Here is a 15856-nt window from a genome sequence, read left to right on the forward strand (position 1 = left end):
TAAATGTACCTTATAGATACTGTTTAAACCTTTATATACTATTATAAAATATAGAGATATACTCAATACTAAGTATAATTACTTAATGTTTGAATATATCTCTTTTTGATTCTTATCTAGATACTTGGATTGAAATCTCAGTCATATAATTATCTTCATTACTTTCACAAAAGAAATCGAGTATACTCTCCTCATATGAATTTCCAACAATTTTATATTCATTCTCATATATATATTTTTTCAACTTCTCATAAGATTTATATGAGTCTTCATATTTTCCAATATGCTTTATACATGCATATATTCCCTCTGGTTTTATATATAACTTTTTTTCTTTTATTTTTTTATCTATTTTCAAATAGAAACTTGCTATGCTTAAGTAGTCTCCATTTTTTATATTCTCATTACTTACCATTGCTCCTAACTCATATCCTTGATACAAATTTTTTGATTTGCAGTAATTAGTGAAATCTATTAATTCCATCATGAAATCACCATTACTTATACTAGTCAAGTCATTTGATAAGACTAAGTATTCCTCAAATCTTTTAGACATATAAATTTCTTCACTATTCATTTTAGAAATTCCTTCAATTGTTGTATTTATTCTGTTTTGTATCTTTGAACTTATTTTTCTTAATTTTTTTATTTTTTCTCTTATATTTTTTTCTTCTTCTTTAAGCATTTTCACGCAAAGTTGAGGACTTCTATTTTGTATATATTCTTTTATTTCCTCTAGACTCATTCCTATTTCCCTTAATGATTGTAATATGTCTAATGTATCATATTGATAAATCGAATAATACCTATAATTATTTTTATCTTTATATTCTGGAGAAAAAATCCCTATTTTATCATAAAAAATTAATGTCTGTTTAGATATTCCACACAACTTTGCAAATTCTCCTGTGGTAAAATACTGTTTTTCCAAGGGTTATACACTCCTTTTCGTTTTGTTGTCTATATAGTTACTATATTCTTTATTATTGGCTAAATCAAGTAATTCTTATTTATTTTTTATCATCTTAAATGATGAATTATCAAACACTTTACTAAATTTTTAATTATACACTTTATTGCTCACTAAAAAAGGTAGCAACTATTTATAGATTCTACCTTTATGTACTCAACATCATCTTTTATTTTGATTATATCAACGGTTTCAATATTATAATTAAATTCATAAAGTTTCTTTAAAAATAAGCTAAACAAACATAAATCACAAATTTGATTAGTATCAATTGTCTATTTTTAAAATATCTAAAATCTCACTTGCTGTTTGTGGCTTTCCAAAAAAATATCCTTGTATGTAATCTGGTTGCATTTGTTTAACTAAATCATACTCTTCTCTTGTTTCCACTCCCTCTAAACAAACTTTTATTCCTACATCGTGACAAATTGCAACAATAAAATGTATAAATGTGGCATCAAACTTACTTTTTAATATGTCTTTAACAAAGACTCTATCAATCTTCACTATATCTATTGGTGCAAATTTTAAAACTTCTAATGATGAATATCCTGTACCAAAATCATCCATAGCAATATGAATGCCTAATTCTTGTAAAACTTTAAACTTATATTGTAAAATACTCATATTCTGTACTGTATGGCTTTCAGTTAATTCTAAAACAAGATTTTTATAAGGAAAATTTTCTTCATCTATAATTTTTATTATATCTTCAATAAATGTATCCTCTAATATTTGAACAGCTGAAATATTTACACTCACTGTAAAAAATGTATAATCAACAATCCATTCTCCACAAGTACGTAATGCCATCCGAAGTACCCATGCTCCTACAGTATTTATCATATCATTTTCTTCTAAAATTGGAATAAATTCTAAAGGAGAAATTGCTTTACCTTCACTATTAGTCCATCTTAAAAGTACTTCTACACCTATTATATTATGGCTTTGTGTATCTACTTGTGGCTGAAATCTAAGACTAAATCCCCTAAAATTATCATTGATTGATGCTTTCAACTCCCACATCATTGCTACAGAGTACATTTTATTTTTTAATATTTTTTCAGAGAAAAAAACAATTCTATTCTTACCATGATCTTTAGCATACTGTAAAGAATAGCTAGCATATTTACTAAGTTCTTTTACTGTATCCCCATGTTTTGGATATATAACACACCCAGCAGAAATTGTTATATTTAATCCATATTTTCTCCATAGGTGAAGATGTATAATTAAATTTTGTATTTGTTCATATAAAAGTTGAATCTCTTTTTCCTCAACATTATCAACGAGAATTCCCAGTTCATCACCATCAAGTTTATAAAGTTCAGCATTACCTGGTAAAATAGATTGTATAGATTGTGCTAAAGTTTTTATTATATTATCTCCAAAATCTCTATCATACATCTCATTAACATTTTTAAAATCGTCGATATTCAATAATACTATACATAATTTTTCAATCATCGGATTTGAAAGTTTATCTTCAAACACACTCATAAATTCATAGTAATTCAACAGTTGTGTTAATGGGTCAATCTTATTTTGTTTCCCTAACTGTGTCATTATTCCTGCAAAAATACTTGGTTCTCCAAACTCATCACGCATTAATTGTCCTCTACATCTTAACCAAATATATTCTCCACTGCGATTTTTAGCCCGGAATTCCACTGAATGATAATCCATATTATTTTTACCTATTTCCATATTTGACTTATAAAAACGGTTCCAGTCTTCTGGATGTACAATGCTCTTCCAGTAAATAAGTGGACTTTCTACAATTTCTCCTGGCAAATCAAATAATTCAACTTGTGATGGTGAATATCGAAATACTCCTGTTTTCATATTACAAATATATATATATTCATCTGTACCTCTAATCAAAGCATCATAAAGTAATGTAGAATCATAATCAAATTTACTTCTTAAGGCATTAAAATCTTCAAGATAATCTCTTTCTTCTTTATTATTTGATATTTGATAAAATTCTTCAACTTTACCTTGCTCATTTAAGCTTTTGGAATTTGTAATATCTATAGATTGGTGTATATGAACAACTGTACCATCTTGCCATGTAATTAGACTATCATAATTTTCAAAAACTTGATTTAACTTATTACATTTTTCATACCACTTTATTAATGTTCCTTTTTTATTATTCTTTAACAGCTCTAAAACTTTACAAAAACTACATGGGGCATTTTTTTCAGTATATAATACCTCCCAACAAACTTTTCCTTCTGGAGCTGAAATATTATATTCTTTTTTCATATTTTCATTCATGAAAATAATTTTATCAGTATGAATATCCGTAATATATATATTAATCTGTAGCTGATTTAATATAACCTCAAGATTATGTTTGTTCATATACTTACCTCCTTCATCATTGCTATTATTTATAACCACATTTCTAGAATTATTTTTATTACAGAGGATTTATTTGTCATTTATATATACATTAAATATACAATTTAATAAAAAAACTTATTACTTCATATTTTAGATTATAGTTGATAAAAAAAAATACATCAATATCATATTATCAATTTGAACAAGATTATTGTATATAATGCTTATCAGCCTTATATTAAATTTTACTGCTATATTTATCTTCATAAAATTAGATATAAGAAATAAACCGTATATTTTTTATTACTTTAAAATTTAAGATAATAAAAAATAATATTAATAATATAAAGTAAAAAAGATTTTTTTTAGAAATAAATGAAATTATTTTCATTATATATTGCAAATTCAAAAAATTTATATTTAATAAATATCATAATTTTTTTACTTATATTTTATTTTATTAAAATAATTCATCTTTCATATACATTATATAAATGCCTTTATTTTATTATTTTTACAATGGTATTATTTTAATAATTTTCAAAGTCAACTACACCTCCAGCAAAATAATACAACATAAATAAAAGTATATTTACTCAACTTTTATTTAATTATTTGTCAATCTTTCATTTAAATGGTAAAATATCCATGGATGGTATCTTGTTATGAGAACTATACTTTAAATGTTTTTAATTATTTTGTCTTATGTAACTCATATCTTCATGAATGAGATTGGAAATTAAGATGTTGTATCACAAAGTGGAGGTGGTACTATTAAAATAGGATTTATTGGTTCCGGAAAAGTTGGTACATCTTTGGCAAATTATTTTTTGTCAAAGGCTTATTATGTAACAGGTTTTTATGGAAGAAATCAATTATCTTTACTAGAATCAACAAATTTAACAAAAACAAAAATTTACAGTAACTTGAAAGACATTATTGATGAAAACGATATATTATTTATTACAACATCAGATGATTCTATTGAAATTATAGACAAAAAACTTTCCAAATTTAATTTAAAACATAAATATATTTGCCACACAAGTGGCTCTTTAAAATCTAGTATATTGTTCTGTTCAAAAAAAGCAGGTGCATTAATTTATTCTATCCATCCTATATTTGCATTTTCCAATAAAAATACTGATATAAAAAAAATGAAAGACATTTGTTTTTCCATAGAAGGTGATAATGAAAAAGATGATTTATTTATTCAAGATTTTATAAATAGCTTGGGTAATCAATTCTTTATAAGAGATAAAAATACTTCATCCACTTATCATTTAGCTAATGTTTTAGTTTCAAATTTAGTGTTATCTTTACTAAATGTAGGTGTAAATTACTTTATCAAATTGGGTTTATCTGAGGAAGAAGCTTTAAAAGCTATAAATCCTTTAGTCAAAATAAATATAGAAAATATACTTGATAATGGATTTTCTAAAGCCCTTACTGGACCTATTGTCCGTGGGGATATAACACCAATAAAAAAACATTTATCAGCATTAGATAAGAAAGATGAAGATATTTACAAAATTCTGTCCTTAAATCTACTAAAAATAATAGCCTTGGAAAATGAAGATTCATTAAAATGTACAAAAAGTATTTCTACAGAAAACGCAGTTGAAAATTTAATAAGTAAATCTGAAAAATACAAAGAGATTTACAAAATTTTAGGAGGAAAAAACGATGAAAAATACTATACTGACTTTTAAAAATGCTAAAAGTAAAGGAAAAAAGTTATCTATGCTTACTGCTTATGATTATTCAATGGCAAAACTAATGGATGAATGTAATATAAATGGTATTTTAATAGGAGATTCATTAGGAATGGTCATAAAAGGTGAAGAAAACACTCTATCTGTTACTATAGATGAAATTATATATCATACAAAAGCTGTGAAAAATGGTGTGAAAAATGCCTTAATAGTAAGTGATATGCCATTTCTATCTTACCATGTTTCTATTGAAGATGCTGTGAAAAATGCTGGTAGACTTGTAAAAGAAGGAGGTGCACATGCTGTAAAGTTAGAAGGAGGTTCAAACGTTATAGAACAAATAAAGAGCATTGTAAATGCTCAAATACCTGTAATGGGTAATTTAGGACTAACACCTCAATCTGTAAATTCATTTGGCGGATTTAAAGTTCAAGGAAATACTAGTGAAACAGCAAAACAACTTATTGAAGACGTTAAATCAATAGAAAAAGCAGGAGCATTCTCTATTGTGCTTGAAGGCGTTCCTGCTAAAATAGCTGAGATGGTAACTAATTCTATTTCAATTCCTACAATAGGGATAGGAGCAGGAATTAATTGTGATGGTCAAATTTTAGTTTATCAAGATATGTTGGGGATGTTTGGAGATTTTGTACCTAAATTTGTAAAACAATATGCAAATATAGGAGATATAATGAAAGATTCAATTAAAAATTACATACTAGAAGTTGAAACTGGTGCATTTCCACAAGAAAAACATAGCTTTTCAATAAATGAATCTGAATTAGAAAAATCATACTAAGATTAAGGATGGTACAAAATGCTTATAAAGGAAATAGAATCACTAAGAAATGTAATTAAAGATTGGAAAAAATCTGGCTATTCTATAGGGCTTGTTCCTACCATGGGATTTTTACATGAAGGACATCAAAGCCTTATTAAAAAAGCTGTAAAAGAAAATGATAAAGTAGTAGTTAGTGTATTTGTAAATCCAACTCAATTTGGACCTAATGAAGATTTTAATAGCTACCCAAGAGATATAGAAAAAGATTTTAAATACTGTATGGATAGTGGCGCATCAGTAGTTTTTAATCCATCATCAGAAGAAATGTATTTAAAAGGCAACTGTACTACCATAAGTGTATCTGGACTTACAGATTTTCTTTGTGGTTCTAAGAGACCAGTTCATTTTGGAGGTGTCTGCCTGGTTGTTTCAAAATTTCTAAATATAGTAACTCCTGATAAAGCTTATTTTGGAGAAAAAGATGCTCAACAATTAGCAGTAATTAAAAGGATGGTCAAGGATTTGAATATAGATACAGAGATAATAGGCTGTCCTATAGTTCGTGAAAAGGATGGTTTAGCAAAAAGCTCAAGAAATACATATCTTTCAAAAAAAGAAAGAAAATCAGCTTTGATTTTAAATAAAAGTCTGAATCTCGTAAAAAAAGAGTTAATGAATGGAACTTTAGACGTAAAAAAATTAGAAAATTTAATAATATCTACCATAAACTCTGAACCCTTAGCAAAAATAGATTATGTTGAAATTGTAGACAGTAATACATTACAACCAGTTAAAGAAATAGAAGATTCTATACTTGTGGCAATTGCTGTATTTATAGGAAAAACTAGATTAATTGACAATTTTACATTTGAATTAAACATATAAACATGCTATTACAAAATATTTTGTTATAAAATTCTACTTATTAAAATAGGTAAGAAGTATATTATATAAGATACTCCTTACCTATTTCTAATTATTCATTAATTCAAGTAATAATTTTCATTATAGTTTTTTTATTTTGTGACGAAAGAAAAGGTTTAAAAACATTAACATCTACTAAATATTTTTGGTTTGACACAGTAAACATCTCTAATCATCAAACCACTCAGCAGATGATTTATTGAAATAATGGGGCGAAAACTCTATGACTTTGTAATCTTGCACACCAAAAGTTCTAAGAGGTTCATTAAATAAATACTCTTCCAATTTTTCAATTGATTCTGACTTCATAATAAACAATCCTCCACTCATATCTGTTTTAAGTGTAGACATCAAGATTAAGCCATTGTCTATCGCTTTTTGAGTATAAGACATATGCTTTTTCATAATTTTTTCATCAGTTAAATTTGAATCTTTTATAATGCCTTCAATAACAAAATATTTCATACTCTACATTACTCCTTTATCCTATATTGAATCAATACTTTATTATTAGTATGGGTTTACTTAAAAAATAAATACCCTTTATTTTCTATTGTCTCTATGACATTATTCAATACATTCATTACAATTCCCTCTTAAATCTTCAACCACAGTCCATTGAAAAACAATTACTCATAGATTATAATATAAACTGCAAATGTGCATGATACTTAACATTCAATATATTATATAATAATTGTTTCAATTTCTAGTGAAAATACCATATATCTGTAAAATACGTACTGGTTACATTCATAATGTAGTTTTTGATTTTTACAGAACAAGTGATACATTGTCTGAAAATACTCATTGCATTTCATAATATAAAAAATAAGTTATTATTAATTAAGAGATTAATTTATTATATATAAGGAGGATAAAAAATTATGAATAGTGGTGTAGTAAAATCTGAGAAAAGTATAAATTTAGAAAAAGTAAGAGTTACAGCAGAACAATATTATCGTAATGGTGACTTTTATTGTTCAGAAGCAGTCATTAAAGTTATAAAAGATGAGTTTGAATTGGATATAACAGATGAAATTATATCTATGGCATCAGGATTTCCTGTTGGAATAGGAGGATCAGGGTGTACATGTGGAGCTATAACTGGTGGCATAATGGCTTTAGGATTATTCTTTGGTAGAAGTGAAGCTAAAGATGAAAAAGTAAATAAAGCTATGGAGCTATCAAAAGAATTGCATGATTTTTTTAAAGGAAAAAATAATTCTTTATGTTGTAGAATTCTTACAAAAGGAATGACGCTTGGAACAAAGGAACATATGGACCAATGTATATTATTTACAGGTCAAGTTGCTGAGGAAACAGCAAGAATAATTTCTAGAGAGCTAAATTATAAACTTAAATAACTTATTTTCTTAAATTCAACATATAATATGTAAGAATGCTTTTGACTATTAGGATTTTCAATAAGAGTATCATCTGAATTGTGACATTGTTTCAAAAATAAAATACATTCTCTTGAGGATTTAATAATATAAATAAACAAAATTACTAGTATTTTACATAAATAATAATTATCCATTATTAAGTGTGAAATAAGGTGTCTCAAAATAAACTTTTTAGTCCATGAGGCACTCTTTTTTATATGAAAGCAAATATATTTTCATCATTTCAGGAATAAAAATAGGCCTATCTCCATTTTGATCCAACCTTTTTAACTTTATAATTCATTAGATTAAAATCTTCTTAAATTACTAATTCTTCTTTAAGCTTACTTATTGTTAGTTCTATTAATTAAAAAAATAAGTTTGACAGACCAGTAATTTATTATTTTCAAAGAAAAAATATAGTTATAAAAAGACAATTATAAATATAGTTTTGTCTAACACAAAATAGTTAAAATTCTTAACAACTAAAAGTAACTTTGTATAAAGAAAACTCTACCATAAACTTTCTTATTAATACTAATTTGTATTGTATGATTTTCTAATAAATTTTGATATAATGAGTTTTAAGATTAAGTAGTTATAACTAAGACGAGGGAGATAAAAATATGTACAAAAATTTGAAATTATTAATTATTGCTTTACTTACATTGGCATTATTTACTGGTTGTAGCTCTGGTAAAAATGAAACATCAGAAGAAAAACCAATTCAAATTGCTTTAACACAAGATATGTTATCATTTGATCCAATGATGACTTCTGACATTTTCTCAGAAGCTATTCTCAGAAATATATACACAACATTATACGATTTTGATGATAATCTACAATTAAGAAAATTACTTGTTAAAAGTGAAAAAAGGATAGATGATTATACTTGGAAATTTGAAATTCAAGATAATGTTAAATTTCATGATGGTTCTTCTTTGACATCAGAAGATGTTGTATTTAGTATTCAACGTGCTATGCTTGGAGGAAGAACACAAAAGGCTCTTGAAATTTTAGAAAGTGTAAAAAAGATAAATGATACTACATTTGAAATTGTTACAAATGAACCTTACTCTGAATTACCTTCATTATTTGCCAAAGCAGAAACCTCTATAGTTTCAAAAAATGTAGTTGAATCTAAAGGATATGATTTTTCCAAACCAATTGGTTGTGGCCCATTTAAACTTATTGAAAGAATAGAAAATAAAAAAATCTCATTAGAGCGATTTGATGATTATTATTTGGAAAAGGCAAAATCTAAATATCTCAATTTTTTAGTTATTGTTACAGAGCAAGATAGAACTACAGCTCTGTTAGATGGAGATGTTGATATATTATTTAGTGTTTCTGCATATGATTGTGACAAATTGAAATTATCTGACAATGTTACATTATTACAATCTCCTTCATCCAAAATTGAGTATTTATCACTTAACACAAAGTTTCCACCTTTTGATAATCAAAAAATACGTTTAGCTATGAGTTATGCAATCGATAGACAAAAAATTACTGATAGTATATATCATGGCTACAGTATACCTTCTGTAAGTTTAATACCTAAAGGTATTATGGGATATAAAGAACCTGAAATTACATATAATCCAGAAGAAGCAAAACGATTATTAAAAGAATCTGGCTATGAAAATACGTTAGAATTAAATGTAATAACCATAAATACAATCAGAAAAAATACATTAGAACTTATTAAATTAGATTTAGCTAAAGTAGGTATCAAATTAAATTATAATTTAGTTACTATGCAGGAAGCTGCAAATATGATGAATGAGGGTAAACATGAATCTATTCTAGTTGGTTGGGCATTTAATAATGATCCAAATGGTGTGCTTCCAGTTTTATTGGGAACTAATAGTGGTAAGACTCAAAATTCAAGTAATTACAGTAATCCTGTAGTAGATAAATTGCTAGCAGATGCTCGAAAAGAAGATGATAAAAAAAAGAAACAAGATATATATGAAAAAGTAAACTCTATAGTCACTCAAGATTCCCCTATTATCATATTACAAAATCCAATGGTATTAAGTGCTGCCCTAAATGATATAAAAGGAATCCATATAAATCCTCAAGGATTAATTCAATACAATTCAATTTATCGTGAGTCAAAGTAATTATAGGATATGTTTCTATAGTATCAAATTTCTCATACCATTCTTCAACACATAGTTCATTATGTATCGATTGGAACTTTAGCCCAGACTGATTTAATCTAGTCTGGGCAGTATATATAGCATACATTTTAATTTTTGATTTTTCTAAATATAATTTATTTGATGCTTCCCTTTAATTGTCGCTTTACTCGATACATAGATTCATCTGCCTGTTTTAATAATTCTTCAAATGTTGATGTTGAATCACTATCCCATGTTGCTTTTCCTACACTAGCAGAAATAATAAATTGTTCTTCTTCATATTCATATTTATAAATTAGTTTTTCTTCAATCTTTGACTTTATGTCAGTTAAATCATTTTCTGAAGTAATAGGAAGCAAAACTATAAACTCATCCCCACCTAATCTTGAAACAATTCCGTAATCCTTAACAATTGATAATAAATCATTTCCTATCTGAATAAGAAGCCTGTCTCCTTCACTATGTCCAAAGCGATCATTTACCAACTTGAAATAATTCATATCTGCAAATAAAATTCCATACATTTTACTTCTGTTATTTTCTAAACCATCATGAACATAATCCATAAGTCCAAGTCTATTATATAACCCTGTTAAAGAATCTCTCCTAGCTTGTTTATTAGATTCAATTTCTTGCTTTTTAAATCCACTAATATCACGTAACTGTATAAATAAACGAGAAAGTCTACTATCCTCATATAAAGGTACAATAACTACATGAAACCATCTTTGATTCAAATGTGAAGTATAGACTTCTACCTCAACTGATGTTGCAAGGTGTTTATCCCTCATATTTTCAAAAATGCTACGTAATTTGTTTTCATCTTCTTTACAAAAGCATTTTACAAAATTTTCTATAACACAATCATTTTCATCTAATTCAATTCTATTCAACAATTCAGTAAAATTTTCTTTATTACTATAAATCTTTTGTTCCTTTACATCGATATCAATATTAATATCTCTCATATCATTTGATTGATATAACTGATAAATCCCCTTAAAGTTGTGCTGAGCTAATGATACCGTATTCATCAACTCAAAAAATTTCTTTCTTAGATACTTTGTTTCGTAATATCCTGCATTCTTTTCATTATCCAAAATCTCTCTATCTAAATTATTCTGATATTCATCCATAACTTTGATTAAACTTATTATTGGTTTAACTACTCTATTTGTAAAATAAAATGCCAACAAAATATCTGCAATAAATATAAATGTAATGATTATAATATAAATATAAATAAATTGATTTGTAAAATTATAAATTAAACTATCCTCCACTAGAATTACTAAATACCAAGGAGTATTATGAATTGATTTATAATATCCGAAGGTATTTTCTTCTCCTATTTTTGATTCAATTTGTCCAAAAGAATTCTTCGAAAAGTCATCTTCAATCTTAATGATTTGATTATCTTCACTATGATAATAACCTTTATAATTAATAGTTTCACCATTCTTTCTACAAATATAAGTTGCGGTATCACTTATATCGTAATAACTGCTAATAATCTTAAATATAAAAGATTCATTGTAAACTGAAATCATGCTTCCTATATATTCACCATTAATCCAGACTGGAGTCAAAATTCCCAAACTATATGAATTTTGTGATAGATTAAATTCTAATACTTTTTGTTTTTCATCTTCTATTTTATTTGGTACCTGATTATAAATCTTATCAACTATTATTTTTTCACCTGTACTGTAAATCAATTTATTATCCTTATCTATCATGATACTAGCCATAATTTTATCTTCAGTAATATCTAGATAGGAGGTAAAAGCTTCTATTAAATACTCTTTGTTTTTATTTTCATTATATTTATTCAACGTTTTTTTAGCAAAACTACTATTATAAATTATATCTGACTCAATTGTTTGAGATATATAATCTCCTTGTACATTTATACTTTCATTTAAATTATTTGCATAAGTTTTTTTTGATAGTTCAAAACCACTTTTATATAATAAAACTGAAACAATCATAATAGGTATTAATGTTAATACAATAAAAGCTAATCTGAGTGCATTTTTTAGTTTCATATATTTTATCATTCCTTTCACTTTGGTCAAGCACAAACATGTATGAAAATGTTGTTCTTCTCTAATCTTTATTTTATAATCCTTGTATGGAATATTACTATTCTATAAATTACAGGAATTATTTTCACACCCAAATAGATATACCCTCAACTTTTCAAGTATAAAAAAGAGGGGCATTAAACTTGGGTTCTTTATTATTTTGTACTAAGCCATGTTTATTTAGCTAAAGGATGATAGTTATTGTTTCTATTCCTATTTATTTTAGGGTAGTGATACCTATTATAAAACTTACTTATCCCCTCTATTGTGGCCTTGATGTATACTAAAATTTTACAGTTGCAACTGTCATCATCACTAATTATACTGAAATTTCTGAATATATCCAAAAATCTTTTTCAGCTACCAATTCCAGTATTCCTGTTTTCCTCCAAAAAGTTTTCAATAATTTTGTTAACTTATTCATTATTATTTAGATTAACTCATGTTAAAATACTATTGTATTTATTTTTAATAATTTACATACTACTAACAATAAAATAGCTTATAAACCCAAATTACACTCAACCTAAAACCATATTATATAATAAAAATATTTTTTATATCTTAAAATCTATTTTATTTTTCAAATTTTATCTCAACTTGTTTTTAGTAATTTATACAATGAATTTATTGTTGTTTCAAAGTTAAATATATTATAGCAAATTATATGTAAAATGTCATAAATTAATTAATCCAATAATTTTTTTATAACATAGTAATATAATTATATCTAATATATTATTCTTTTTGAAGTTTTACCCATAATTTAGTAAACTCACGCTTTTATTGTTTTTTATAGTGTAATTAGTATAAAATATTTTTTAAATAATAATAATTTCTCATGCCTTAATTAATGAGAGTTTTAAACAAAAAATATATAATTCACTTAAAATCTAAGTATAAATTTATTAAAAAGAAAAACAAGTAACCTAAATCCTCTTTTTTTACAACTTAAAATTGAATCATTGGTATACTTTAATATTTACTTGCCTCATTATTATAAGTAATATACTGACACTTACTAAACAACTAAATTGTATGCCCAATAAATCTTTAAATCTTTTTTTAAAAAAACAGATAACAAAAATTATTATATAGTTGTCTTTATGTTTATTTATAAAATACTTCTTTTGATTATTTTTGCCTAAATAACAGTCCTTTAAATGCTATAGCTTAGTAAAAAGCAATTCTAAAATTTAGTTAATTTATCCCTAATATACATAAATTTAAATATTAGGAATAAAGTATTATAAATAAGATACTTTCTAAAGGGAGGAAACTATGATAGATAATCAAAAGTATGCTATTTTATCACTAGAATTACATTTATTTTTTGCAAGAATTATGAAAGAACATTCTCTTTTTCTAGAGGCAGGATTTACACATAAAGATTATAATCTTGCTATGGAAGCTGACCACTATAAAAAACAATTTGAAGATTTATTATCATATACTGTTAGTGCTAGTAATGGTATAATTAGACCTGATATATTATATTCAGAAGAGATTGTAACTACTCTTACATTGAATGCAGAACAAAAAACTGAAGAACTTACAGGAATAGAAATAAATCAAAACTTAACTACAAGAGAATTAAACCTACAAAGTGGTGTAAACCCACAGGTTGGTCAAGACTTAGTAGACTATGTAGCTCAGCTTAACTCTGATGCAATAAGATTACTTGATGGACTTATTAATTTAAAAGAAAGGGTTTTAGATGGAGTACTATCGTGCACCTTGTTCACTTCAAACTATCCATTACTTATTGAACATATAATACATGAAGCAAACTTGTATCGTTCCTATGTAATTGACCTTGAAAATAAAGTAGATATTGATTTAAAAAATTTCAAAGAAATAGAATTATTCTGGGACCATATTATGATGGAACACGCACTATTTATGAGAGGATTACTCGACCCATCTGAAAGCGAACTAATAAATACTGCAAATGAATTTGCTATAAAATTTAATGAATTAATTGAAAAAACAAATGAAATGACTGATACTGATGTAGCAAGTATTACAGATGAAACATTAAATGAAACTGTTGAATTTAAGGATTTTAAAGAAGCTGGTACATCAGGAATAGAAGAATGTAAGATAAGGTCTATAATATTACCACTTTTAGCAGACCATGTATTAAGAGAAGCAAACCACTATATTAGAATATTGGAAAGTTATAAAAATATGTAATTATAATCTCTATCTATTTAATCAAAATAAAGGTACACATAAATCGTACCTTTATTTTTTTATATTCTATATAATTCAAATCATTTATTTATGAAAAACTAACCATCTATAATTAATAACTCCATTTTTGATAAATATAAACCCGAAAATATCCATAAATATATTTTTATAAGTATATATATGTAATGATTTATTAAAATTTTGATAGTAAATATTATCCTAAATAAATATTTATGTTATAACTATATTATAACTACATTAATAATTTGTGGTTATAATCTTAAAATTTAAATATGGGAGTGATTTTAGTATGATAAGACAAACACCATTGGAAAAACGATATGATAAGTTAGGACCAAATATCATTAAATCTCTTAAAAAACGTTATTTTGATGCTTATTACTGTAAAACTAAGAATGATGCTTTACAACAAATTTTAGATTTGATTCCTCAAAATCATGTAGTATCATGGGGAGGCTCTGAAACGCTTAAAGAAATGGGAGTACAAACTGCTATTAGAGACAAAGGATTCAAAGTCATCGATAGAGATTTAGCAAAGACTCCAGAAGAAAGAATAGAAATTATGCGTCAAGCACTTCTATGTGATACTTTTTTGATGAGTAGTAATGCAATTAGTGAAGATGGACAACTCTTCAATATTGATGGAAACGGAAATCGTGTAGCCGCAATGATATATGGTCCAAAAAGTGTTATAGTTGTAGCTGGTATGAATAAAGTTGTTAAAAATATTGATGATGCAGTTCAAAGAGCTAGAACAATTGCTGCTCCAGCAGTTGTACAACGTTTTCAAGATGTAAACACTCCTTGTTATATCAATGGAAGTTGTATGGATTGTACAAGCCCTGAAAGTTGTTGTGCATATATGGTAACTACAAGAATAAGTCGTCCAGCAAACAAAATAAAGGTAATATTGGTAGGAGAAAATCTAGGTCTATAAAATATACATATATTTAATCAACTCTATAAAGAACTAAATTAAATAACTTACTCATATAAGTGGTAGAATAAAATTCTTTCATAAAACTTTCATTCTACCACAAGAAGCTAGCAAAGAATTTGGTTTTTATAATTATCTCTAAATTTTACAATCTCTAATATAATATTAAGTTCTTTTTTATTTGCAAAATCAATATCTTTCATAATTGAGTTTTATTAATATAGTATAGTTATTCTTATTAATACAAGTTCATCAATTGTCAAATACAAATTCATTTCTATATAGCTCTTCGTTGATTTAAAGCCACTTATCGTATAAACAAAGTTTTTCTT

Annotated in this window: 11 protein-coding genes; 7 read left to right on the plus strand and 4 right to left on the minus strand. The window is 25.8% G+C overall.

Features of this window, described 5'->3' with window-relative positions:
- Nucleotides 1-112: 112 nt before the first annotated feature.
- Together Q3304_RS04640 and Q3304_RS04645 are read right to left on the minus strand one after the other, a co-directional pair.
- Nucleotides 113-931 (minus strand): MerR family transcriptional regulator, encoded by an 819-nt coding sequence (locus Q3304_RS04640; RefSeq protein ID WP_407814413.1) that lies wholly within the window; start codon nt 929-931, stop codon nt 113-115.
- A gap of 306 nt (nt 932-1237) precedes the next feature.
- Nucleotides 1238-3340 (minus strand): EAL domain-containing protein, encoded by a 2103-nt coding sequence (locus Q3304_RS04645; protein ID WP_407814412.1) that lies wholly within the window; start codon nt 3338-3340, stop codon nt 1238-1240.
- A gap of 761 nt (nt 3341-4101) precedes the next feature.
- On the opposite strand from Q3304_RS04645, the gene Q3304_RS04650 reads away from it, so the two are divergent.
- The 3 genes from Q3304_RS04650 to panC are packed head-to-tail and all read left to right on the plus strand — an operon-like array spanning nt 4102 to nt 6703.
- Nucleotides 4102-5034 (plus strand): Rossmann-like and DUF2520 domain-containing protein, encoded by a 933-nt coding sequence (locus Q3304_RS04650; RefSeq protein WP_407815413.1) that lies wholly within the window; start codon nt 4102-4104, stop codon nt 5032-5034.
- Nucleotides 5009-5836, plus strand: a complete 828-nt coding sequence (gene panB / locus Q3304_RS04655) for a 3-methyl-2-oxobutanoate hydroxymethyltransferase (protein WP_407814411.1) — start codon at nt 5009-5011, stop codon at nt 5834-5836. The genes Q3304_RS04650 and panB overlap by 26 nt, the downstream gene beginning before the upstream one ends.
- A gap of 18 nt (nt 5837-5854) precedes the next feature.
- Entirely contained in the window at nt 5855-6703 is an 849-nt protein-coding gene (gene panC / locus Q3304_RS04660) for a pantoate--beta-alanine ligase (protein ID WP_074178999.1), read from the plus strand.
- 207 nt (nt 6704-6910) lie between these two features.
- Here the strand turns inward: panC and Q3304_RS04665 are convergent, their stop codons facing one another.
- Nucleotides 6911-7207: a YciI family protein gene (locus tag Q3304_RS04665; RefSeq protein WP_407814410.1), complete on the minus strand. Its 297-nt coding sequence runs from the start codon at nt 7205-7207 to the stop codon at nt 6911-6913.
- A gap of 422 nt (nt 7208-7629) precedes the next feature.
- On the opposite strand from Q3304_RS04665, the gene Q3304_RS04670 reads away from it, so the two are divergent.
- Nucleotides 7630-8109: a C-GCAxxG-C-C family protein gene (locus tag Q3304_RS04670; RefSeq protein ID WP_407814409.1), complete on the plus strand. Its 480-nt coding sequence runs from the start codon at nt 7630-7632 to the stop codon at nt 8107-8109.
- Between the two features lie 647 nt (nt 8110-8756).
- Entirely contained in the window at nt 8757-10262 is a 1506-nt protein-coding gene (locus Q3304_RS04675; RefSeq protein ID WP_407814408.1) for an ABC transporter substrate-binding protein, read from the plus strand.
- A gap of 155 nt (nt 10263-10417) precedes the next feature.
- Here the strand turns inward: Q3304_RS04675 and Q3304_RS04680 are convergent, their stop codons facing one another.
- Nucleotides 10418-12331: a diguanylate cyclase domain-containing protein gene (locus Q3304_RS04680; RefSeq protein WP_407814407.1), complete on the minus strand. Its 1914-nt coding sequence runs from the start codon at nt 12329-12331 to the stop codon at nt 10418-10420.
- Between the two features lie 1320 nt (nt 12332-13651).
- On the opposite strand from Q3304_RS04680, the gene Q3304_RS04685 reads away from it, so the two are divergent.
- Both Q3304_RS04685 and Q3304_RS04690 read left to right on the plus strand, forming a co-directional pair.
- Complete coding sequence (locus Q3304_RS04685; protein WP_054269999.1) at nt 13652-14566, plus strand: DUF2935 domain-containing protein; 915 nt, start codon at nt 13652-13654, stop codon at nt 14564-14566.
- Between the two features lie 310 nt (nt 14567-14876).
- On the plus strand, nt 14877-15524 hold the full coding sequence (locus Q3304_RS04690) for a lactate utilization protein (protein WP_407814406.1): 648 nt from the start codon (nt 14877-14879) through the stop codon (nt 15522-15524).
- Nucleotides 15525-15856 lie beyond the last annotated feature (332 nt).

This window comes from Clostridioides sp. GD02377 (assembly GCF_045899875.1).
Classification (GTDB): domain Bacteria; phylum Bacillota; class Clostridia; order Peptostreptococcales; family Peptostreptococcaceae; genus Clostridioides; species Clostridioides difficile_A.

Coding starts and splice junctions, on each gene's coding strand:
- Q3304_RS04690 (WP_407814406.1), top strand. CDS start 14,877: ATGATAAGACAAACACCATTGGAAAAACGATATGATAAGTTAGGACCA.
- panB (WP_407814411.1), top strand. CDS start 5,009: ATGAAAAATACTATACTGACTTTTAAAAATGCTAAAAGTAAAGGAAAA.
- Q3304_RS04685 (WP_054269999.1), top strand. CDS start 13,652: ATGATAGATAATCAAAAGTATGCTATTTTATCACTAGAATTACATTTA.
- Q3304_RS04665 (WP_407814410.1), bottom strand. CDS start 7,207: ATGAAATATTTTGTTATTGAAGGCATTATAAAAGATTCAAATTTAACT.
- Q3304_RS04670 (WP_407814409.1), top strand. CDS start 7,630: ATGAATAGTGGTGTAGTAAAATCTGAGAAAAGTATAAATTTAGAAAAA.
- Q3304_RS04645 (WP_407814412.1), bottom strand. CDS start 3,340: ATGAACAAACATAATCTTGAGGTTATATTAAATCAGCTACAGATTAAT.
- Q3304_RS04675 (WP_407814408.1), top strand. CDS start 8,757: ATGTACAAAAATTTGAAATTATTAATTATTGCTTTACTTACATTGGCA.
- panC (WP_074178999.1), top strand. CDS start 5,855: ATGCTTATAAAGGAAATAGAATCACTAAGAAATGTAATTAAAGATTGG.
- Q3304_RS04680 (WP_407814407.1), bottom strand. CDS start 12,331: ATGAAACTAAAAAATGCACTCAGATTAGCTTTTATTGTATTAACATTA.